The organism is Anaeromicropila herbilytica (genome assembly GCF_016591975.1).
Taxonomy (GTDB): domain Bacteria; phylum Bacillota; class Clostridia; order Lachnospirales; family Lachnospiraceae; genus Anaeromicropila; species Anaeromicropila herbilytica.
On record NZ_AP024169.1, the window covers coordinates 4,046,171 to 4,072,117 of the forward strand.

Annotated in this window: 11 protein-coding genes; all 11 read right to left on the reverse strand. The window is 36.1% G+C overall.

The features are described 5' to 3' along the window. Nucleotides 1–107: 107 nt before the first annotated feature. The 11 genes from hemL to bsdtb5_RS17445 all read right to left on the reverse strand — a co-directional run bounded on the left by hemL (nt 108) and on the right by bsdtb5_RS17445 (nt 25,947). Complete coding sequence (hemL, locus tag bsdtb5_RS17395; protein WP_271716136.1) at nt 108–1,346, reverse strand: glutamate-1-semialdehyde 2,1-aminomutase; 1,239 nt, start codon at nt 1,344–1,346, stop codon at nt 108–110. A 632-nt stretch (nt 1,347–1,978) separates the two neighbouring features. Then, nucleotides 1,979–2,950, reverse strand: coding sequence for a porphobilinogen synthase (gene hemB / locus bsdtb5_RS17400; RefSeq protein WP_271713237.1), 972 nt, complete (start codon nt 2,948–2,950; stop codon nt 1,979–1,981). 8 nt (nt 2,951–2,958) lie between these two features. Beyond that, the gene (gene cobA / locus bsdtb5_RS17405) at nt 2,959–4,467 is read right to left on the reverse strand and encodes a uroporphyrinogen-III C-methyltransferase (RefSeq protein ID WP_271713238.1); all 1,509 of its coding nucleotides are present in this window, start codon (nt 4,465–4,467) and stop codon (nt 2,959–2,961) included. A 23-nt stretch (nt 4,468–4,490) separates the two neighbouring features. After that, nucleotides 4,491–5,381 (reverse strand): hydroxymethylbilane synthase, encoded by an 891-nt coding sequence (hemC, locus tag bsdtb5_RS17410; protein WP_271713239.1) that lies wholly within the window; start codon nt 5,379–5,381, stop codon nt 4,491–4,493. A gap of 126 nt (nt 5,382–5,507) precedes the next feature. Then, the gene (locus tag bsdtb5_RS17415) at nt 5,508–6,125 is read right to left on the reverse strand and encodes a precorrin-2 dehydrogenase/sirohydrochlorin ferrochelatase family protein (RefSeq protein ID WP_271713240.1); all 618 of its coding nucleotides are present in this window, start codon (nt 6,123–6,125) and stop codon (nt 5,508–5,510) included. 108 nt (nt 6,126–6,233) lie between these two features. Further along, on the reverse strand, nt 6,234–7,388 hold the full coding sequence (gene hemA, locus bsdtb5_RS17420; RefSeq protein WP_271713241.1) for a glutamyl-tRNA reductase: 1,155 nt from the start codon (nt 7,386–7,388) through the stop codon (nt 6,234–6,236). Between the two features lie 335 nt (nt 7,389–7,723). Next, nucleotides 7,724–8,890: an FAD-binding protein gene (locus tag bsdtb5_RS17425; protein ID WP_271713242.1), complete on the reverse strand. Its 1,167-nt coding sequence runs from the start codon at nt 8,888–8,890 to the stop codon at nt 7,724–7,726. Between the two features lie 471 nt (nt 8,891–9,361). Then, nucleotides 9,362–10,210, reverse strand: coding sequence for a TraX family protein (locus bsdtb5_RS17430; protein WP_271713243.1), 849 nt, complete (start codon nt 10,208–10,210; stop codon nt 9,362–9,364). A 202-nt stretch (nt 10,211–10,412) separates the two neighbouring features. Beyond that, complete coding sequence (locus tag bsdtb5_RS17435; protein WP_271713244.1) at nt 10,413–21,407, reverse strand: LysM peptidoglycan-binding domain-containing protein; 10,995 nt, start codon at nt 21,405–21,407, stop codon at nt 10,413–10,415. After that, the gene (locus tag bsdtb5_RS17440) at nt 21,394–22,464 is read right to left on the reverse strand and encodes a hypothetical protein (protein ID WP_271713245.1); all 1,071 of its coding nucleotides are present in this window, start codon (nt 22,462–22,464) and stop codon (nt 21,394–21,396) included. Before bsdtb5_RS17440 ends, bsdtb5_RS17435 begins: the two co-directional genes overlap by 14 nt. Further along, nucleotides 22,465–25,947, reverse strand: coding sequence for a hypothetical protein (locus bsdtb5_RS17445; RefSeq protein ID WP_271713246.1), 3,483 nt, complete (start codon nt 25,945–25,947; stop codon nt 22,465–22,467).

Here is a 25,947-nt window from a genome sequence, read left to right on the forward strand (position 1 = left end):
ATAATTCTCTTATTGATTTCACTGTACTTCTATAAATAAGTAAGAATTTACTTTGATTTAATTCCTATATAAATGATATGTTTTATATATTTATACACTGTAGCACTTTACTTGTCAATAGTAGTTGAAAGGATTGCTTCACATGTTTTACGTATATCCTGATCACTATGTGCAACCGATACAAACATTGCTTCAAATTGAGCTGGTGCCAGATATATTCCCTTTTCTAACATCTCATTGAAATATTTTGCATATTCTTTGGTATCTGATGATACTGCACTCTGATAGTCCACCACATTTTCTTTTGTAAAGAAACTACAGATTAGTGAACCGATTTGATTCACTTTTATCTCCTTATCCATTAGTTTGGCTCTTTCTGTAATTGCAGCAACGATACGCTTCGCCTTTTTATCGAGTTCTTGATAGAATAAAGGATTATTCTTTAAGATATCTAGTGTCTTGATTCCTGCTGCAGTAGCTACTGGATTACCAGATAGCGTTCCCGCTTGATAGACTGGTCCAACTGGGGATACCATTTGCATGATTTCCTTTTTACCACCATATGCACCTATTGGCATACCCCCACCTATAATTTTTCCTAACGTAGTAAGATCTGGTGTAATATGGTAATACCCCTGTGCACCATCAAGACCTAATCGAAATCCAGTTATAACTTCATCGAAGATGAGTAAGGCGTCATTCTCTAACGTAATCTCTCTTAAAAATTCCAAGAAACCTTCTTGTGGTAACACAACTCCCATATTTGCAGCCACTGGTTCTACGATAATAGCAGCTATTTGTCCTTTATTCATTTCAAATAATTCACGAACTGAGTCTTTATCATTATAATAAGCAATTAAAGTATTCTCTGTATAGGATCTTGGTACACCTGCACTATCTGGAACAGCGGTTGTTAGCGCTGCTGAACCTGCTTTAACCAAAAGACCATCCGAATGCCCATGATAACACCCCTTGAACTTAATAATCTTATCTCTTCCTGTATATCCTCTTGCAGTTCGAATGGCACTCATCACTGCTTCTGTTCCAGAACTAACTAATCGAACCATCTCCATAGAAGGCATTAATTCAGATACCAACTCAGTTAAGATAACTTCTTTCTTAGTAGGTGCTCCAAAAGTTAGTCCATCACTAACTGCTTTCATAACTTCTTCAATTACTTCATCATGTGCATGTCCTAAGATTCCAGGTCCCCAGGAGCATACATAATCTATATATTCGTTGCCATCAACATCGTATATTTTACTTCCCTTTGCCTTTTCGATAAATAAAGGATTACGTCCCACAGCTCCAAATGCCCTCACTGGACTGTTAACCCCTCCTGGCATTATATTTACTGCTCTTTGATATAAATTATCTGATATCTGTGTATTCAAACTACTTCCTCCCTTTTCTAGCTATGTTTTTTTTCTGTGCTTTATCTATGTTTTTATCTGTTTTACTATAAAACAAGATTGTAATAACTTACCAATTTTATTGATTAATATGGAATTATTACATTGTTGGAGCTAAAGGAAATATGAAATGCACACTTTATTAAAGGAACGTTAGAGTGAAAGAAAGTTATAAATTTCATCATAAATTAATTAAAACAACTAGTTTCTTAATTACTTATCTAATTATATACGTGAAACTGAATCTTCCTTATTCCAAATTCTTTATCAATGCCATCCTTATTAGTATACTTTCCTCACAACTCCACTATAAAAGTAGTATGAATCTTGCTGTATGCATATGCGTGCCTAAAGGTTGTTTTAAAGAGTATTAGAAGTTCTTAATAGAGCACAATCACGCCAATGATAAAAATGAGATCTGTCTGAGCGTCTTTTTGCGAGTTATCTCATTCTTATCATGCTTTCAGTGATTGAGCTCTATTTAGAACTTCTTATACTTCTTTAACAACCTCTAGGCACGCATATGCATACAGCAAGATTCCCACAACTTCTATTATGAGCGAACTCTATACTTCCCCATTGTTAATCCAATTTGCAACATCCAAAGCATGATATGTTATTAATATCTTTGCTCCAGCGCGTTTCATTGCAATAATATTTTCCATTACAATTTTTTTTTCATCTATCCATCCATTTTTAGCAGCTGCCTTCACCATTGCATATTCACCGCTTACATTATAAGCAGCTAGCGGATAAGTTGTTTCTAATGAAACTGATTTGATGACGTCAAGATAGGCTAGAGCAGGCTTCACCATTACAATATCTGCGCCTTCCTTAATATCTTCTAACACTTCACGTACAGCTTCCTTCCCATTAGCATAATCCATCTGATAGGTCTTACGATCTCCAAAGCCTGGTGCTGAATGAGCTGCATCACGAAATGGTGAATAGTAGCCAGAAGAATATTTAGCGCTATAAGCCATGATAATCACATTTTCTAACTCATTTTCATCAAGTGACTTACGGATTGCTTCAATTCTTCCATCCATCATATCGGAAGGCGCAATGATATCTGCTCCTGCCTTTGCGCAGGTTACAGCCATCTTTGCTAATAATGGAAGGGTTTCATCATTTAAGATTTTTCCATCCTTCACTAGCCCACAATGCCCATGAGAGGTATATTCACAAAGGCAGACATCTGCTATCACTATCATATCTGGGTATCTAGACTTTATATAACGAATAGCTTGTTGTGTTACTCCTTGCTCATTATAGGCCTCACTACCAACTTCATCTTTATGACTTGGTATTCCAAAGATTAGAATGCTTTTCACACCACTATCACTAATTCTTTGTAACTCTTCCTCTAGGCGGTCTATGGAATATTGATAGATTCCTGGCATGGAATCCACAGGATTCTTGATATTCTCACCTTCTATAACAAAAATGGGATATACTAAGTCGGATACTACTATGCTCGTCTCCCTAACCATACTTCTTATATTCTCATTTGCTCTTAATCTTCTTAATCTGTTCATTTTATTCCTCATTTCTTCGCTGCTTTTTGTGTATAACTCTCCACAATCTTCTCTACCATACCATCAGCTGTATATTCTTCTGCAATGATATAATTATCATAACCGTAACTCTCCAAAGTCTTGGCTGTAATATCACCGATGCATACAATCTTCTTTTGTCTTAATTGTTCTTTCTTCTCAATACTAAGCTCACCTAGCAGACTACGAACACCAGAGGAACTTGCGAATGTTATAACATCGATATCATCGATATATTCTAACACACTATTCTTTTTCTCTTCATCAATACTTAGATCATAGATTGCCAAATCGTGATATTGTATATTAGCCTCTTTTAATATATTAACTAGTTCAATCGATGCTTCCTTGGCTCTAACCAACAGTACCGATTCCTCTTTTTTTAATATATTTTTCAATCCTTCTCCAAGGTCTTTGGTTGTATATTTGGTAGGCATGTAATCTGCTTGAAAGCCTTTTCTTAGCAATGCTTCTTCGGTCCCTTTTCCTACAACTGCAAACTTCATGTTTGAAAATATACGATAATCAATCTTTTCTTTCAATAATCTATGGAAAAATACCTCCACGCCATTGGTACTTGTAAACACAATCCAATTATAATCCCCTATGCGATGAATTGTATTATAAAGGCTATCTTCTTCCTTAATTTCTTCAACCTTCAAAAAACTAAGATTCAATACCTTAGCTCCATTATCCTCTAATAAAAATTTTAATTTATCCGTCAACTTGTTGGTGCCCGTAATTCCTATTCTAATGCCATTTAACACACCTTGATGTATCTTCTCCATATGTAGCCCAGCTACATCTCCTACTACAATAATGGATGGGGATTTTATTTTCTGTTCCAATACTTTTTGATAAATCGTATCTAAAGTTCCTCTTACGACTTTTTGTTGAATTGTTGTACCCTTATAAATGATTGCAACTGGTGTATTCTTATCTTTTCCGTATGCAATTAACTGTTCTACAATTCTATCTAGGTTCCCCATACCCATTAAGAATACCAGCGTCCCATCTAGCTTAGCCAAATACTCATAATTATCTGTTAGTTGGTTGTCTGAATCCTTTGTATGTCCAGTAATAACATGAAAGCTATTACTACTACCTCGGTGTGTGATTGGAATTCCCGCATAAGCTAGGCATGAGGTTACCGAAGTTACCCCAGGTACAACTTCATATGGAATTTTCTCCTTTTGTAAAGCCAATACTTCTTCTCCGCCTCTTCCGAATACAAAAGGGTCTCCACCTTTGAGTCGAAGCACTTTTTTATTTTCTAGTGCCTTCTTTATGATGATTTCGTTGATCTCCTCCTGCTTCATTGCATGATTACCTACTGTTTTACCAACATAGATTCGCTCACATGTCTTTGGAACAAAGTCTAATAGTTCCATGGATACGAGTCGGTCATATATGACAACTTCACATGTTCTTAATAACCGTTCTCCTTTTCTAGTCAATAAATCGATATCTCCTGGTCCTGCTCCTACTAAATAAACCATACCTTGTTTTTCCATCTTCTCAACTATGCCTTTCCAATTATCTTATCTACAATATCAGCTGCCAAAGAAAGCCTGTCATCTATATCTGCTATTCCAGCTTCTTCACGTGCAACACCTTGACATTCATATACCACAGACAGATGCATCTGTTGTTCTACTACAATCTTTGCATAAGCTCCTACTGGTTCTGAACATCCAGCATTTAATAATCGAAGTACTTCTCTTTCTGTTTCTAAACAGTATCCTGCGAATTTATCACTGATCTTATTAAATACCAAACTCAGTTCCTCATCTACTCTACCTTCCACTGCAATAATTCCTTGGCCTGCAGCAGGAATACATTCCTCTTCTTTGAAAAAATGATAATCATATAAGTCGTCATCTAATAGATTCAATCTTCGTAAACCAGCTGCTGCTAAGATAATTCCATCATACTCATGATTCCTTAGCTTTGTTAACCTAGTCTCTACATTTCCTCGTAGTTCTTTTACTGTAGCTTGATAATTTTTCTCAATAAATAGTCTCCTTCTTAAACTGCAAGTACCTATGATGCCTTTTAACGCTTGATTTCTCCCGACTCCCTTTAATGTAACAAGCACATCTCTAGGGTCTTCTCTCTTCGAGACAGCTACGATAGTAAGTCCTTTTTGTAATTCCATGGGCATATCTTTTGCACTATGTACTGCAAAATCTATCTCTTTTCTAAGCATTAACTCTTCAAATTCAGTAATAAATGCTCCTTTGCCACCAAAGCTTTGAAGCGAACGTTCTAAGATCTTATCTCCTTTGGTGCTTATCAATACCTTCTCTATCTCAAGTGATGGTTTCACATTTTTTAATTGCTCAATAATATAATCCGTCTGAGCCAGGGCAAGTTTGCTTTTTCTTGTACCAATACGAATTGTTTGACCCATTATATCCTCCATTTTACGTTATTTTATTACTCAAACTTCCCAGTAAAAAGTTTATTGAATACTTGATAATTCAGAGGTTTAGGTTATCTAAATTACCATGATCCTAACTTTTAACTATAACTGTTCCTACTTCTTCTTTAATACTTCCTCTAGATCATCATAGGATATTCTGCCTTTTCTTTCCTCACCAATCGCAATTAATTTCTTAAATACCTGCTTGCGTTCTTTTTCCGTATCTATCTTTTTCTGTACTTCTTCACGAACCTTTCCTAGACTATCTGCCAATTCTCCATAATAATCTGGAAGTGTATTCATTACCATCTTTTTAATCTTCTGACTTATCACAGGACTTGCTCCAGAACTTGTAACCCCAACTGTGATAGGACCTTGCTTTACATAGGCAGGAAAGATAAAGCTACATTCTTCTTGTACATCTACTACATTGACTGGTATTCTATGTTCTTTGCAATAGGCTGAGATTCGTTTATTTAAAGTAGTATCATTTGTTGCAGCAATAACGAGCGCTGCATCTTTGATATCTTCCTCATCATATGCCTTTTGTCTAACTATTATCTTCTTCTCTTTTTCTAATTTCCAGATCTCATCGGACACATCTATAGCAATTACCGTAATCTTTGCTTCATATTCTAACATTACTTTTACTTTTCTTAATGCAACATCACCAGCTCCAATAATTGCAACTGCAGTACCCTTAACATCAATAAACATTGGAAAATATGCCATATTGCTCCTATCCGCGCTTTTACGCATTCTGTTATATTTATGATTCAAACTTCCCATTAAAAATCTATATTATACTTGATAAATTCAGTCGAAACTATATATTATTTATCATGATTCCAACAATCTTTTGAAAGAATCCAAGATTATATCAAGTTCTTTACTACTGGATTGACTTCTAACTTGATATATAACCTTTTCAAACCCTTCCTTATTCACCAATTCTTTAATATCCGATAGATGGGGAATAAATTCTTTAAATGACATCCATTTTAGGAATTCATCCACTTCCTCCTCAATGATTTGTTTTGCTCGTTCGACTTCCATCAACTTCTGTTCATTATTCTTTTTCGATAGCTCAGTAAAATAATCAATGTCATATAGAGTAATACCTTCCATACTTCGAATTGTTCGGTCAATATCCATTGGCACAGCCAAGTCAAGGAATAACCGTTCTTTCTGTACCGTGATGTTCTTATGAAGCATATCTTTTGTAATGGTATAATGTGGACTAGTCGTTGCGCTTACGATTATGTCTGCTTCATCAATATAATCATATCTATTAGCATAATCAACCATGGTCACTTTTGGGTAAATTACTTGAATGTCCTCTTTTGATTTATGCTTTCTTGTAGTTCCAATCAACGTAATCTCCTGATGTTTATAGAGATTTTTCATTACTATTGTTCCCATTTTACCCGTTAAACCAATAATCAATACCTTTTTATGTCCAGTTTGACTCTGAAAATCAAATACGGCATGAGCTGCCAATGTAGCAATTGAGATTGAAGTCTTGGATAGATTAGTGTCTGTCTTTACCCTTTTGGCACAAGTAATAGCATCACGAAATAGAGTATTTAGATAATATCCAGTCGTTTTATTGTTAAGTGCTAATTCATATGCACTCTTCACTTGCCCTAGAATCTCATCTTCTCCAATTAGCATAGAATCCATTCCGCTTGCCACTTTATATAGATGTTCAATCGCCTTTTCCTGTTGAAAAATGCGAAAATATTTTAACATAGGTTCATACTCTAACTTCTTTTTCTGAACTAATAATAACATAATGTCTTCTACTGCATTTTGCTCTCCCGAAAGATACACTTCACTTCGATTGCATGTCGTAATTAGTACACATTCAGAAACTGACTCAAGTCTAATAGCATTACAGATAAAGTCTACTTTCTCTTCCTCTGTAAATGCCAATAATTCACGGACCTCTACTGGAGCTGTTTTATGACTTATGCTAACATTATAGATTTTCATTTTCTCTTTCGCGCCTCTTTCTCTTTACATAACGTCCTTATATTTTTATCCCACTTAGTGAATTACCCACTTAGGGGATTATTAACACTAACCAACATGCCTGCGACTTGCTCGCAGTCCTACACTGTATTCCATCATATCACACGAAAAAAGTGTGAACAAGGCTCGTGGCTACATATTAGTATATTTTTCTAAATTTATTTATCAATCAATCATTAAATCTTAAGAACCCATTTGATAATAATCAAAAATATCCGAGCTTTTCAAGGTATAAAATTTATTATAACCTTGAAAAGCTCGGATATTTTTCAGTACTAAGTATACTTTTTCTCAAGTTAATTTATATAGGATAATTTTTCAAACTGTATATTGGTGTCATTGTTATCCTTAATCTGTACCTTTAGAATAGCAATCAGATCCATAATTTCTTGCAATTTCATTAATTCATATAAATTATTTGTATATGATTGTAATAATAATCGTTGTATTGTTTCTAATTGTTGTAGTATAGAATCAGTATTATCTGGTTGATTGGTATATTCCCAAATGATCTTCTTTAGATATACCTCTCTTATCTTCTTCTTTACATCATTATAATATTGTTTATCTGATTTATTCCGAAGAAAATTCGTCATCTGATACAATTGTCTCAAAAGAGTACTATCCTCAATAGTATCATAATCTTTCCCGTTTACATACTTATAAGAGGATTCTGCTGCTATCATTCCTTCTATCAAGCTTTCCATCATATACTTCTGCATGCATCCGTTTGTTATACTTCCTGCTGCATATAACCCTTCCAACGTTGTCTTACGATCTGCTTCCACACAGTATCCGCATCCAACACCATTTCTGTTATTATTCTGCGCACCACTTCGAATTCCCATAGCACAACCACAGCCAAAATAAGAATCCTTATAATATGGTTTAGACTGACTCCCCTCCAATAAATACTTTTTATCACTACTCAGTCTTCCACCCGTTGCACAAATGACTGCCTTTGCATAAATTGCATACAATGTATCATTGGCATAATCCAGACCATATGCACCTATGACCTTTTTCCCTTTTAAAATGTAATCAACAATTTTGACATGATTCATTACTTTGATCTGTCTTTGACGATAAACTGCACTAACAAGAATTGGCTTCACATTCTCTCGCTTAAACTTTCCATAAACGTCATCAATTATATCTGCTGTATCATTTTGATTATTTTGTTCTTTTTCTATATTCAATGATATGTCATTCAATCCTATTTCTTTTAGATTCTGTATGATATCATTTACCCTCTGTTTCATATTTGATGATAAATAATTACATTCTTCCATACATTCCTCTACCTGTGAGTTATCATTATCCATTTTCTTTATATGGTTCTGCTCCGTTATTAATACCTTAACATGATTCTTTTGTGCAAGTGTGATACCAGCATAACAACCTGCAATCCCTCCTCCAATGATTAACACATCGGTAAATAACTTTTTACTTTTTAGTTCCATGCTGATTACTCCTTCCCTTAGAAATTGTCTCGGTTTTTTATTCTAATGAATAAACTTTAGTATTGGAAAATTTACTCTCTTTATTATATTTACATAATATAGAATAAATCACCTACTTTGTCAATATGTTTTCTATGATTTATTTAAAAACGTATATTTGTTAATGACCTGTTTGGAGGTTGTCTAGGTAGTTTGCATAAAACAGAAGCGCTCATGCTTCTGTTTTATGCAAACTACCAGGCAAGGTTTTGTAACAGGTCATATGGTAGAGTACTCAATATACATTTATAATTAATTTCATTTTCAATTATCAAGGCTTAAATACCCGAATAATTGAAAAATGCAAAAGTAACTTTAAACATAAGTAAATACGCACCTCATAATTTTTGTTATTTCAACGTAAAAAAACCTGGGTTAACCCAGGTTTAATAAGCAATATTTAATTGCAGAACTATCATATTATTGATTAAGTTACAGTACCATGTTACTTAATATGAACAAAATAAAAATATGTAAAGGATAGAAAATATAAAAGAAATATTTCATACTTTTCCCCTTATTACCATTGTACAGTAGCATAAATGGTAAAGCACCTATCATCATCCATTGAAATGTATTTTGACGAAAACCTAATACATCAAATCCTAAAATAGAAAAAACAAAGTTAAAGATATTATAAAGAAGATCATATCCATAATAGTCTAATCGAGTCATAATTCTAGGGACTAAATTAGTATTAATAATGAATGCATATATAAGACAAAAAAGACTATAAAAAGTTGCAGTATTTTTTTTGTTATCTTTTACATAATAAAGAAGTATTCCTAATACTACAAAAATGAACCCACCTTCATCATAAAAAACATTACCCATAAATGCAACAAATACCAAACCTAAGTTATCAAAATGTACACCAATATTATAACAAATTATTAAGCTTATCATTTGCCATATACAAAAACATGATAAGTAAAACTTCCATTTACGATTATTTTCACGTTTAAATTCTATTAATCTTATAATCACTACAATGGAAAACAAAGTAGCAAATATGTTATTTGTTACTTCATCACCAACATTATTAAAACAATTTAATATATAATCCATAATAGCCATACCAACGCTAAATAGATACATACGAATAATATAGATTTTCCTATTTCTAGTATATGAAAAACCAAATACCATGGTAAACATAAATAATGGAGCTGATAATCTTCCAATATATCGAAACCATATTGGGGTATCCGGAATAAACTGCCCAATATGATCGATTACCATAAATATTAAAGCTACTATTTTCAAACTGAATGTTGACAATACATCACCTCATAATAATGTTTTCTCTTTCTTTCCGCATACTGTACTATCAAAATCGCTTGAGAGACCTACAAGCTAATTCTCGCTTTACTTATCTCTCTTTATAAATCGTTTATAAGTTGCAAATCAACAGTACCATATATTTACCAAAAAGTAAATATATGGTACTGTGTGAAATTTAATTAAGCTGTGAAAATGTAAACTAATTCGTAAATTCTAAGAGCAATTTGCATAGCGGTAATTTATCCTCATATTTTGAATACAAGGTAAATTCCAATTGCCATATCCCCTCTTTATCGGTCAGATGATTAGCCTTCCACCATTCGATACAGGAGTCAATAACCGTTTCTTCTGATATTGACTCAAGGAAGGTACTTGGAGTATAGAAAGCTGGCACATACGAATAGAGAGGCTTCTCATCTACTGTAGCAATCTTTAATCCATAACGTATCTCCATGCTAATACCAATCTCATTCGAACCAGCGGTTAACTGTTGCATTACTTTTGGTAAATCGCTCCCTTTATATGAGCTACCTTGGCGAATCAGTGTATTTCCTATCATGTTTTGATGCTTACCTTCATTGTCTGGCGTATTATTCTCTATTTCTGCAGAATTCATCGTCTCACCTAATGCCGTCACTTTATCAAATAATTTACCTGCTGCAAAGGTATCACTATAGGCCAAATATGGGGTTACACTAGATGGTGTCTCTGCCTTGCCTGTTTCATAGATAAATGCTTGATTCATGGTAATGGATTGTTCTTTCATGATGTCGTCATTCCGTTTTAGATACACGCTTCCCTTTGCATTCTGGAACTGATTGATACTTAGGTCTGTAAAGATTAGATTCACTGTCATCTTATCAGTCACTTCGATTCGACTGCTATAACAATAATCTGCTTCCAGTGTATTTTCAACTCTTTCTTTGAGGGTAAGATCAATCTTCTCACCAGTCGATTCTAATTCAATCTGTACGTTTGGCCACCTATCACTTTCCTTTCCTCTTGTCATATTGATTATATGAATGCATTCTGAACCTTCATTCCAATCCTCATTCGTATCCTCCGATTCGTTTGGCGAGGCTGGTTGAATGACATAATCATAGGATAGATTATCGATAACATCTGTAATTAAGATTGAAGAAGACTCGTAATATTCCCCCCATGCATCCTTAATATTATTTGCTAACAGATAAAAGGTGCCAAAAGCTTCATTACTTACTTCGTTGCCACTATTCGTTAGGAATCCAGTTAAGCCTGACATCAATTGGTCACGAACTACCATATATTGAGCGAGTTCTTCAAAGAGCCCTCTTCCTTCACGAAGCGCCATGGTAGGAGCATCGTTCCATTCAATATGAACATGAACACTATCTTGCTCATAATGTTCGTGTCGATAAGAGAACATGTAATCCCAATTCAATGCTTTCACATAGTCTTTTGGTGCTTCCATACTCTTTCTTGTGTTATGGTATTTTATCTCTGGAATCGATGGGAAGAGGCGTAATGGTACTGGTGCTGGAACGTCAGTACTATAATTAAGACTAATATTATCTTCTTCCGACGCTTCAATATGGAATGGTATGACAAATGATAACCAAGAGGAATTCAGATATTGATCAATATCTTCCACTGACTCTTCTACTTCATTCACTTCCATCTTCTCAAGATAATTTCTGATATATCGGTTATCATTCTCTAGATTATTCTTCTCTTCACCAGTGAAACCAATCGATTCAAAGGATACTTCACTTCTATCATATTCCAACTGACTTACATGATAGGAAATGGACTTTAGCGGAATCTGTTTTTGATTCTCTGGGAGATTCGTTGTTAGTACTAAATGTTGATAGGTAACTCCATTTTTCAATGAGATTGGACTGCTCTTAATTGTAACTGTTTTACTCTGGATATTCGTATTATCCTTACGGTAAGCAACTCCATCCAGTCTTGGTGCTAGTTCCTCCCATCCTGTAGTACTTTCTACCTCATACTGAGCAATCGCATCAATCTGATATCCTTTTATTAGATTATTTCGTAATTGCTGCTCGAGTACTTTCTTTACTTCCTTCCTTGCATCCTCTGATTCCTTGTTCTCTACATTAAGAACGAGATCAATACCATTTGCCACATTACATGCTAACTCCTTCTTACAGGTTACAAGTGCATCCAGATTGGCTCTAGAAAAAGCTGATTGATAGATTGCGGTATAATAATCACTGGTTAAGAGTGTCTCAACGTCTTGAAAGAATTGATATGCCCAGATATCCATATCAATATTGTGGAAGTTCTGTATGTTAGTATCTGTAAGTAGTTTTCCATTTTCATAGAGAGAAATAGCCATATTCTCCTTGGATATCAACTGATTGGATAAAGGTCGTATCGCATAATATCTAGGGAGTGTGTGCTTTTTATTTTGAATCATTACTTCTACTGGTTGTGTTACCATAAGTTTCCTGATACCATTCTCCAGCAACTGTAATGCGTATAATTTTTCTTTTGATTCGCCTATCCTTTTACCTGTTACTACTCGAATATGAGTGAATGCTTTTTCAATTCCATTCGCTAATGTCTTATAAGATACATTACCTCCATCATCCAATTCATAGTAGGCTGGAATACTAGACACTTTGGATACATAACCACTTTCTTCCCTAAAATCAGGATGAACACACATTTCATCACGCTCTATAGTCATATTCATAGTAATCTCCCAAAGAGCTTCCTCATATGCTGTATCTTGTATGCTCTGATTGATGACCAGTTCCCTTGGTGGAAGAAAATACCAAGCATTCGTCTTAATCATTGATGCATTCAAGTTGTAGTTAGCAATATCTTGATACGTAGCTTCTTTGTAATCTTTCTGGAAGCGCTTTAAGATGCAAGAAAAAGTATCATGTTCGTAGATAGCTTGATAAAGCGTCTCATATTGATTGTTTTGATTCTTTACAATTGTTACTGTCTGACCAGTTACTAATAAATCTGTTAGATATGCATTACACTCGACAAATGATTCTGGGGTAACATTTAAGTGTTCTGCTATCTCTCCAATCGTATTCCTATTACCTAGAATCGTATTACTTGGTACTACCCACATACTATTCTCTCTAACGAGAGTTGCAAGGTAAGGCAGGAGTTCTTCCATACTGATATTGGAATACCGTTCCAATATCTCATCTAAGCTAAATGCACCTACAGGACAGATTACAGTCTTCTCACCAATTGTTATTGTCTGACCATGACCATATAAGACATTACGTTCCTTATTTATCTCAGCCACCGCTAAGTCAAGGATGCCCTCTTCATCTGATATTGCTTTAAATGATTGTGCATTCACATAGTAATATGGCTGATAGTGACCCATAGGATCTAATGGAGGCATGCAGACACCTTCAATTGTGATCTGAACCTCTTGATTTAGCTGCAGTTCTTCATTACAAGTAATTAGATATTCTTCACTACATCCTGCTATCTTAGCAGCTTCTTCTACCGTGAATTGATTCAAGTTTAGATACGACAATGTTATTATGGTACCATTTTCATAAAGATTGGTTACCAAAAGATTACGATTGATTGCAGTGATTATATCTTCTCTAATATCTGGATTTTCTTCAAAGCTAGCAAAGGATTGACCATCAGATAGATAATCATCATAATCTAGCATCGTACCTGATTGTATCAATACCTTCTCTTTGTTCTCTACCATTAACTCAAGTGGAGATACCGTGATATTATATTCCGCTTCCATCCTCTGGCAGATATCTAATAACCGTACACCTTCTTGATCTATGCTTATGCTTACTCCTTGATATGGAATCGTTGTTCCTAGAATGAATATATCAGCTTTCTCCTGATTTAATGCGACGAGACTCTCTAGTGAGGTCTTCTTATCTTTCGCAATCTTTGAAAAGCTTGAATTCACTGTGGTTGTAACATGGTTTACTTTTGTATGGAGGTAGATACCACTCTGGAATGTTATCTTTTTATTCTCTGGCATACTCATTACGGTAGCAATATTCGTAACATAGCTTCCTGATTCCTCAAATACTTTATTCAGTGTCTCGCTACTTTGAATGGTTAGGATATGAGGTACTTTAATTACTTGATTTGTAGCAACAAATAGTTCTTCCAAAGTCTTATCCCTGATTGCTTTCACAAGTTGTTCAGTTGTAATGCCATACCGAGTGTAATAATCCTTTATTGTTACTTCATGAGCTTGATAAGAAGGACATGCTTTTCGATTATTTAGGGTAAGCCATACTGCGGATATCATATCTAAGGTCTGCTCTTTTAGACCTTTTTTCACTTCTTTCGATAAAGTACCAGCTAAAGATACTTTGATATCTTTTTGATGATATTGATAAAAAGCATCTTGATAGATTTTTCTCTCATGATCCGTTGCTACACGACCTGTTAATGCAATTAAGTCTGGACTTATTACGGTTTGCACTTGATTGTTCTCTACACCATACGCGCTATGAAGGAATGGTAAATCAACTGGTGAAAGGATAGGAGTCGTATAGTAGGACTGTACATCTAACTTATAATTCTCATGATCAGCAGTGCTATTACCAAGGATATCGTAAAAGTTAATCTTCATCTTAGTAGCACTGATTCCATCTACTCCATTGTATGGATTATCCCCCAGTGAAGGGAGACCCACGGTAGTGTGATACGTCTTATTTAGGAATCGATATAGCGGAATAATCTGTGAATACCACCAATTCGATTCTTTATCAACCGGAAATACCGGAAGGGATAGACCACTTCCTTGGTAAGAATCACTTTCTAGAAGTTGATACATGATGATGTGGAATAGTTGTCGCATCCTGTCTTCGGGACTTGATAGATTCAGTGCATCCGTATCGGTTGGAGCAAGTGTCAACTCGAATCCGAATTCTCCCGTATCTAAGCAACTCTTCTTCTCTTCTATCTCGGTACATTCTATTACAACATCTTTACTCATATCGACTAACACATATTGGTCAGATGCGTAGAGCCTGTTATCCTTACGATATGCAAAGAGATAGATAGAAGCTGTTCCAGTCTCATCAAAGATATTATCTGGTAATTCTTCTGGCAAGTGAATCCAATAACCTCCTCCACCAATCGTAGTACATTCCCATAGTAATCTTAAGAATCCACTTACCTCGGATGTATCTTTAAAGTACATACTGTTAACAGAATCCAAACCATAATCACGATTACCAGAAACATTAAGTAAGCCCGTAGCTTGCGTAACATGCTTCGTCTCCGTTGATAGATTGGCCTTCAATAAGAACGTAGTACTATCTTCCTTCTTGATTCTGCATAATCCTGCATCGGTTCGGTTCGTTACGTCTGGCACATAATAAAGCATAATGTGAACTGGTTCTAATTCCGTATTAGCTGCTAATTTACTCATATTTAAGAGTGGCTCTCTATCTTCTTCCTTCACGCCATATACTTCATAGGTACCATTGGTTTTCGTTTTCTTAATTGATATCCTAGTATAGAATCCAACATCAAACATATTTGTCTCTGCATTCGTATCGTTTTCTGATGATAGCTCCCTATATTCTACTAATCGTGCTGGAGTACCACCTGCTGTTAACTCTGGCAGAGATTCCATTCTTCTTAATGCCTGATTTGTTCCAATTACATTGGAAGGAGTACCAAGATTAATTGTTAATTTTCTTAACTCATATGGCGACATAGGTGAAAGTCCTTTTATAATTGCTGGACTTAAACTTTCTGCTGGTAATTGAGAAATAATCTGTGTTTTGGTATAGCTAATTTCTAGCACAGCTTCCTCTTGTTCATTCATTAAGAGTTCATGATTACCATTCGTAAAGCCTTCTAATTGGTAGTGGCTTACCTCTATGCCATTATCCTCCAACTGAATCTTAGATATGATCGTCTCTACAAGTTGAATCCAATTAGCGATGCTATCCTTATTTACTGTTAGATGAATGGCATCCTCTTCTGGAGTATCCTCTAACATTACGACGTCAAATTGTTGACCCGTCCATTCATACATACTTTGTAATATGGATGGCAAGGCTGGATCCTCTGTTTCGCCTGGTCCAGGTAGTCTTAACCCCTGTAAGAAGAAACGAGATACTTGACCTGCGATATTATCCGAATATTCCGTAAGCAATTGTTCTATGAGGGAACTTATCTCTATCTTAGGAAGATCTGGTACAATCAGAAGGAGTTCATTTCCAGCAGTCATCTTAAATAATTCTTTGTCATCCACAACATAATCTGTTAGTTCCACTACAGATAATTCTAACCTGTCAGCAAAGGTTTTCAGTGTCTCCTTCTCATTGGTTGTTATTAGCACCTCTGGAATGATAACTCCGATATATGGCATCAATACATCTGCTTCTTTTAGTATCTGAACTAACATATTTTGGCTAATCAACAATCGATTCATAAAAGAACTTGGAACTTCTGTATTGATTCGAATGGTATGATTGCCAACTACCTGATAGATATCCCCTAGCACTAAGTGAACCTTTAACTTAAATTCATTAAATTCCTCAGAAGGATTGGATAAAATTGCACAATAAGAAGCAACGGTAGCAATGGTATCGTCAGGAAGCTTTCTCCACTGTCTTACTGGTGTTAACTGACCAAATGTTAAAGGATATAGAATAACATCCTCTGGTATGCTAGAATCCTTCGCTGTATTTAATTCACTTATGGCAGATAGATACCACTCTAAGCATTCATTCTCTGGACGATAGTATCTCTCATAGAATACTGCTGCAATCTGTTCTCTGGATAGATTCGTATCATTCTGATATAGGATTGCTGGCACGGTAAATGGAGCATTATATTGTAATACATGTTCCTCCATAACAGTTTCTATCAGATCCCCCACCATAATATGATACTTATCGGAAATGCTCTGGAATGTGTCTTCTGGAGAAATGTTATATGCATAATTACGTATGTGATATGTTTTATTAGCAGTAAGTTCTAAAGAATCATTCTGTAGTGCAATGGAATGTGGCGTAACTCCAATATTCAGCCTAATCTTATAAGTCTGATTGAGTAAAGCATTCGATATCTTATTTTCTATATCTGTATTTAAGTAGATAAGTTCTTCTTCATATAGACCAAGTCTCTTTGCAATGGAAGAAATCGTATCGTCAATGGTTACCATCTCTTCAATCTCTTCTGTAGGGAAGCTATTTGCAATCTCTTTTAAGGAAGAAGGTTCTGTTAAGCGGATTCGATATTCTTCCATGCAGCTAGCTAGGGTATTTACACAACTTTTGGCTAGATTATAATAATAATCCGAATAGATCATGGTAGCATATGAGGTGACACTTGAACTGCCTACTTTTACGGTAGTTTTTCTTTCCCTTGCAAGGTGTTTTAACTTCTCAAAGTATTCCTTTAACTTCTCCTCATAGGATTCATCAATTGGTTGGTATGTTGAGAAATCACGAACTTGAACAATGCCATTCATCGAATAATTATAGGTTAACTCAGGAAATACTGGTAATAACACACCATCTACCTCACTAAGGGTATCTCCTTCACTTGTTGTGATGATTGGAACTTGCCTTAGGTTAAACATCATATAATTCTCAAATAGAATACTTAGATTCTCCTTGGTAAATCCTGCTTTCGCTTCCTTGGTATCAAACCATTCGCTAAGTTCCTTTAGTTGTGTAACATCAATTGACCCTTCCTGATTCAGTCCCTCCAATACGGATAAACTCCATCTAGTCATAAGTTCCACTAAGTAGTGAAAACATTTTTCTTTTTTATTATTATTCATAATCTCAGTCTGATCAATAAAGAGGAGGAAGGCTAGTTTATTAGTCGGAGTGTTATTTCTAGTCACTTCTGCTTGATCAATGGAAAAGACAGGTACCAGATTCACATTGACATTCTTCTTCGCAAGATCTAATGAGACGTTCGGATTCCATTCTCTTATGCTTTGTACTCTGAGAAGACTGCGGTCTTTTCTTAGTAAGTTCATTGCATTTCTATTAAGAGCCCTCGTCTGGTTGGTCGTCATATTACCTGATTGCCAAGGTGCTAATCTCTTTTCGCCAAAGGATAAGTCTAGGCGCATCGTATACTTGAACTCAAATGAGATTCGAACAAATAGAATCTTAACTCTCGCTTGTGCCAATATGGATAAAGCGAGGGAAAGTAGAATTTTCTCATATGCCTCAACTATGATGCTAGCGGTAGCCTTCACTTCCAGATTAAGTGCAACTTGAATAACGGCAAAATTAACCTCCGCATAGACCTTTCCAATGATTCCAACCGTTCCTTTGATAAGGTAATAGTATTCTTTCTTCTTCGCCAAGTCATTTGGCTGGTACACAGCAAATACGCCCTCTAGGATTGCTAATAGTTGTAGAGATGCCTCCGCCTTTAAGATTCCTGAATTAATACTTCTACCAATACCAAAGCGGAATCCAATTCCTAATGCAATCACTGGAGCGAACCTTCCATTACTTACTTTAGGAACCAAGTTCGTTGTCTCTGAACTTAGTACACCGAAATAGATTCCGCCATCTCCTGTCCACCAAGCTGCCTGAATATTAAAGGAATTCGTAAAGTCACCATTATGAGGAAATCCAAAATCCACCATGAAATTACCATTTGTGTAGATTTCAACATCAATCATACCAAGAGTAACTGAGAAGATTCCAAGTTCAAAACGACGAAAAGCTTCTGGTAACAGTAGTCTGGTTTTGAACATTCCAATATTATCACGAATCTTCTTGTATAGGATCTCTAGATTCAGTCCTGAAAGTGAGCCTGCCTGTGCTCCATTTAGTGTAATCTGTGCACCATAGAAATCAGGGTCTTGAAAGAGTATTCGCATTCGAAGGAATTCTAGAACTGCCATATCAATGCCTACCATCCAATCCACTGTCTCATCAAATGCTAGCAACTTACTCTCTCCTTTTACAGGATTTTTGAATCCTTCTCCTCCTGCAGGTAATGCCTTCTTCCAAAGGTCAATCATATCTTTTACCGACTTAATACTACTAGTATCTGTACTTGGCTTAATATACTGCCCCATTCCCAGATAATAGATCATACATAATTTCTTACCTGTTCCTGGTGCTTCTGGCGCATTTTCATTTACGGTATCCCACTCTAATGGATTACTCTCGGTATACTTTTTACCCAAGAGATCACCAGTTAAGATCACATTTAATTTGGTTGCCTGGCTGGATTCATCAAGGCTTAAGCCTACTGTATCAATATTTGCAATTCCAATGTTCAATTTTGCTTTATACTCGATACTATATTTCTTTAACGTTGGATCTAGTGTAAATTCAAAATCCGATAACTTTATCGAATCCAATACATTCCATGGGGGAGGTAATTTGATATCCAGATTTGGATTTATCAGATGAAATAGATATGCTAGAAGTTCACCAAAAGTAGCTCCTCCTAGACTTAGTTTCAGTGCTTGATGAGACGTATTATCTTTATTTTTTACTAATACCGTAGACGCTTGTAGATATTTATTCTGATACGATAAATAGAACTCATACATTGGCTTGGAATCATTGCTGAACTTGGTTCCAACTTTAACGAGAAACGTACCGAACTTAAGATTGCCTGTAAGATTCCCTTTGTAATCATATTCGTCATTGGTTGTTAACCATATAACCGAAGGATTCGATGTGCCCTTCTTCTTCCTCTCATAATCAACAGAAGCGCCAATCACAAATCTTTTACCAAGAACATCAATCTTCCACCCAGCTTCTAATTCACCGGTTAGATGAAATGGATGCCCTTCTTCGGTGGATAATTCCAACCATAGTTTCTTGATCTCTACGTCAATATTTTTCAACCATTCGGGTGGTTCTGTCTCAGTGAACTTTACAATTAGAGTTGGTATATTCAGACTACCACTACTAAGCCCTCCGGATAGCTTCCAAGCAGGATTCTCATACTCCGCTGTCATTTGTAAGACTGCTTTGTGCTCTTCATCATCTATTGACATATTGCCTTCAAAGGAACCAATTAGCTGATTATTATAATATCCAAGGTAGGCAGTGATGTTCTCTAGACTCAATGTTACATTGCCAAGAAGAAGATTCCATGCATTCGTAATCTCCATGTCAAGGCTGAACTCTTTTGCCATAACAGAAGCATTTCCTTCTAACCTCGTTACAATTAGAGTATCTTCGAGGCTTTCAGCTGGAATACCTAGATATTCCTTCATAATTGATCCAAGCGGAATGTTCGTATCTTCTTGTAAGGCCAGTTCTGCTTCCAGACTTGGAATATGCAAGGACGTTGTAAGTCTTGCGAGTGGAGTATCCTCTTTTCCTAAATTGTATTTACCAAGAAGGCTTCCACTGATTACATAATTCGTCTGATTACTTTCACTCTTCGTAAAGGAGATATCCCAATTCGTTGTAACACTGGTTAGCTTCAAAAAAGGTATGGAAGGCTTATATTCTTCTCTAGTTGTAATGACAAGACCAGCAGATTCTAGAAGTCCTGTTGTCTTTAAGGTACCCGTGGCATATGGATTCGCAATCTGAACCATTAACTCTTTTACACCAGCAATATCAAAGATATCTGGAAGAGCAATTTCTTCTTTGATACCAAAGAGATTCATGATAAATGTTGTTCCATTCTTTATGGAAAGCTCTGGTGCAAATTCCACCACAAATTGTATGTGATCTTTTCTTTCAATACCATTTGCACGAATCTGAATCTCATTTTCTAATCCTTCCACCTTTGCCATTGCAACCAACTCACAGGAACTTAAGAGTTTATCACTATAATTATCCACACAATGGCTCTTTAACTTCATGATAAAGGAATTGATATAGATTGCTAAAGGGGCAAATAGCTCATTATAGCAATTACCACCTTGTACGTTAAGGTCAAATTCAGAATATCCATCTACACCAGGAACTGAGATTGTCCCTTTTACTACAGGATTATCAAGACCAAGCCATTCTGACAGCCTCTTTAGCTCACTCTCATGCAGATCTGCTAGAAACGTTATCTCTCCCATGGTACGCTCTGTATTTACTTTTGTAACACTGCCATTTGTGATCTTAATCTTACTGAGCACAGAAGGTCTAAGTTTCATTAGATTATCGTCTAAAGAATAGCGTGATTCTTGGAGCTTTATGATATCTGCGAATGCTTTCCCTTCTTTTAGCTTAAGATTAAGCTCATCAAAAAAATCATTCTGGGCCATATACTACCCCCTCTTCTTCTCTGACATTTGCTGCAAGGTGAGTAAAATCATCCTGTGGTGTTGTATCATTTTCCTTATAATACTGTGGCACATTCTGACTCGTTCCATCCATTTTTAAAGAATAACTAATGCTCCTGTCCTCACCTTCTATGACAGAGGAATTGGTTAAATATCCAGTAGTATATTGTCTCTTACCGTATACATTTGATTTATTATGAATATAGCAAATATGCCTTGCCATAGCTACAGGATTTGGCAATACTGCTTCTTGCACGTATTGGCTGGAGTAGATCCAGTTACGATGTAATGCTGAATTCGCTATTCCATAACGTGCGTTGATATAAGTTCCGAATACCTTTAAAGAAGGATCTAACTTTGTGACCTTTTCTTTGCTTTCTATCACATAAGAACCATGGTGTGGTATTGTCATCAGATCACAGATGGAAGTTCCAGTAAAATAAGTCAGATTTTCTCCTATGATACCATTAGCTTTCTGAATGGTCTGAATACTTGCATCTGCGGTAAAGAGTGTGTAATGACTGCCTACCGTAATCTGCCATATACTAGACGCATCCTTTCCACCCACTTCGGAATCTGAGATTAGAAGCCTTAGTATAACATCCGTATCAATCCCAAAGACACTAAGATCTAGACTACCAACTACCCTCGAATAACTTGAGGAATCACTAATGAATACCTTTTCTTTCTCTAGAAATTCTGCATCCACCAAAGTAGCAATCGTCTCTTTCAGACTACTTTGCTTGTAAGAATCGTTACTTCCACCAAAGATTAGTCCATTCATATCTACTTCCAACTCACTAAGTAGATTGCTATACTCTGCATTCGTATGAGAGATAAGCACCAGGTTAATGAAATTATTGTTTCTAGCTAAAATGGAGTCTACTAATCTAGAGGATACCTTTTCATAAATTGACTGACTGCCCCCGCAATCGATAAGGATTAACCCTTTTACCTGATTCGTAGTCTTATCATAGATCTCAACGAAATTCATAACCCCTGGTCCTACTGCGATACACCATATCTTAACATAATCCATCTAATTCACACCTTCCCCCTTATCTTCACCCATCGAATAAGTAGCATACCAGCCAAGCTTAGTTGCACTGGTCTGATCTGGATTCGCAAATAGGAAGATATCACTGCTACCAGGTGGAAAGGTGATTCCTAATAATTTCAGACCAAAATTACGAAGCCTAATATAGTACTCAAGGTCATCTGCATTCTCATCCTCGCTTACCCCGAATTGAATACTCTGAAAACCTAAGGACATTACTCCCTCTAGGGGTAAATGATAGTTTCCAACCGATAAATTAACATCTCCTAATGGGTTAACATCCCCCCATGTAGTTCGAACTCCAAAATAGAGAGACGGACTCACTCCATATTGACCTGGAGTGCTATTTGCATTCGGATTCACATGAGTTCCATCCCCTGCTTCCTTCTTAGGTGCGCACCAGGCAGTCAACCATTCTAGTCGGATGGAACTGCTCTTCATTAGGGAACCTAGCGATCCCATATCAATATTCCAGAGTAAACCATACCACTCACCCTCTAGCTTTTGCTGATTGAGAGGACATTGAATAGCCCCAAACCCTTTCTTCTCTGGTAAGTTTCCCTCATTACCTGTTATCATTCCAAGTAACTGCATTGGAAAGCGATGTACCAAAGATGCCTCTCTCTCCTTACTTGTTGAAGCGTCAAATCCAATGTTATCATAATCAAGGAAAAAGCTCTGTATGCCTTGCTCCACTGTCATAACAATCACGAGATTATTATAATTTAGCCAACCCTCTTCTAAAATAGTATCATCTAATGCTCCCTCCTCATTGGTTTCCTTCTCCAACAGGTCACCGTAACCAAAAGGATCAAACTTCTCCGGTTGATAGAACTTCATCCTTCCTGCTAGAGTAATCGTAGCAATGGACCTATCACCTTCGCTTGATAACGACATCCTCGCTTTACTCATTCGTATCGAATTGATTGGTACACTGTCTAATGAGAAATCAGTTTGCTCTCTTAGTGAAAATGTATATTCCAATGCCTCATTGTTTTTGGCACGATTTCTCTGATAACTGCCAATAAGATGAAGTATATTCCCAGTTGTTAATGGAATCTTTCTCGTATATCCTCCAAATAAGCGATTGAGCATTAACTGACATAGACACGAGAAATATTGCACTTTGGAATTATAGAATAGAAGCTTGAGTTCCTTTGTTAGGAAACCATATTCTTCTGCCGTATCACGATTCAATTCTTCTTCATTGGTATAGTCAATTAATCCAAACATAGAAGTCTGATGTAAGACATTCGGAACACCTATGCTAATTCCACTTTGTTCGAATCCAATATGATGAGCGTAGAACTTCTCTTTCTCCACTCCCGATAAGATACTCTTCATCTCCCCTGGAACTTCGTCAAATAATACTGAGACGTTGAACGCTAAGCATCCGCACCAAGTCTTATCCTCGACAATCTTAACTAACTTGGCATAAGGAGAATCTATGCTTTCCTTCGAGGCATTCATTGCCTCATTTAAAATATTTGTTACATCAATTCTTACCTTCTCTGGATTACTTCCCTGATAAGATAAACCTTCTTTCCATACCCAATACTTGGTATCCTGTACTAACTCATATAAGCTATAATCCCTGGTATATTTGCATAGGAATATGGTATTATGCTCCTTCCAGTTACGTGGAGATAGCTGAAAGCTCCAACCATCAATTGATACCTTTAGTAAACCACAATATCTCAAGAAACAAGTAATCTCCTCTACTGTAATCGCCATGAAAGCTTCTCGTAACGCCTGCACAAAGAGTTGTTCCGTCTCATATCTTACTTGATCGAATTGATGGCTCACAAAATAATCAAGAACACTTTGAATCAATGTCTGATATTGTGGCTCATTCTCTAACATGCTCTCTGCTATCTCCTTATCAAAGGAATACTGTACCGATCCTGGATTCTCATTGGTATTACCTGCCTCACCCATTAATACTTCATCACTATTCATAATAAGAAATAGGCGATTACTTGAGATGGATTTTAAGAATTCCTTCCTTAATGCAGTAAATGCAAGATCAGGTAATGGTATATCGTCCGTACTCTGTTGCTCTTTACTATTTGCAATTCCTAGATATTCGATATAAGAATTCGTTGGATTCACTGCTGCTACAAGACCTTGAGAAGTGATCACATGCTTGAAATTACTTAATAAGTCTTTATTCACAGAACTCTGATTTTGCATTAAGAGAACACGTTCTCGAATTGACAATACCAGATTCTCAAGGTTGTTATAATCCAGCTGATCCATTCCAGAATTCTGTTGTGTCTCCCCTTCTTCATGAACTCTCGCTCCATATGGAATCATAGGAAAGGTAACTCCAACTGGCATTCTCGCACTCACCATATCATAATAATGCAATAGATTCGAGTCTATATATTCATATAGCGCTGCTTGCTTTGGCTTACTGTAATAATCCATTCCGTTACTTGATACTTGAAAGAATGCTGTAGTTCCACGATTATAGAATTCATTATCTAAGAAGTAAGAAGATTGCCCTGGTATCAAGTGAAATATATCTCCCTGTTCTACCTCCATATATTCCATTCCCGACAATCCACATAATAGCTTTTTCTTGATTCCTGTCTGGTTAAGCTCTACAGTATAATCCCCCATATAAGTTAAATAAGTAAAAGTTGCAGGATTAGTAGAAGAGTCACTTGGATATCTAGCAAATACAAGCCTTGAATTCACTCCTGTCTTCATTCGTATCTTCTCTCCATAGATTGTTAGAAAACCAGTCTCATAAGATTCCTGATTAGGTAAGGAGATATAGGTTCGCTCACTATCCTCTCGATAAAATAGATCAAGATGCGCGCTAACGCTTGCTCCTAATATTCCTTTTAAAAATGAAAAATAGAAATGATCTACCTTAAGATTATCCTTACTATTCTCGGTAAAATATCCGAATCCTGCACCCAGTTCCTCAAATGTCGTGTTCGATGTAGCAATCTGAACTCCAAATGTACCATCCTGAATCGAAACATCAACTTGATTATTAACCGTGATATCTTTATATGGCGTGTTAAACTCTGCGTATTTTATTACTGGTTGGCCAGTACTGATGGACTGAAAACGAAAGGTTGAACCATCCGTTCCTAGAGACACCTTTGTTACCGTACCATACAGTAACAGATAATACTCCCCGAAGGATAGCTTCGTCAATTCACGAACTTTATTATCCGTCATACGAATCCTTCCAAGAATCTGATAATTGGCTTCCTCACTCAACCAGAGAAACCTAACATTGTATCTGTTATTTTTAACATAGTCCCATAGCTTATAGATATTGGTTACTCCATTCCTTACAAAGACATAGATACCCCCAGAATCAGCAAATGATTCCTGTAAACTAAGGGTATCTTTTAGAACTTTGGAGGCAATATAATAAGTGACAGTACTGTCCATCCACCGATAGACCTGTAATCCAATTCGCCTAAAAACCTTCTCTCCCAT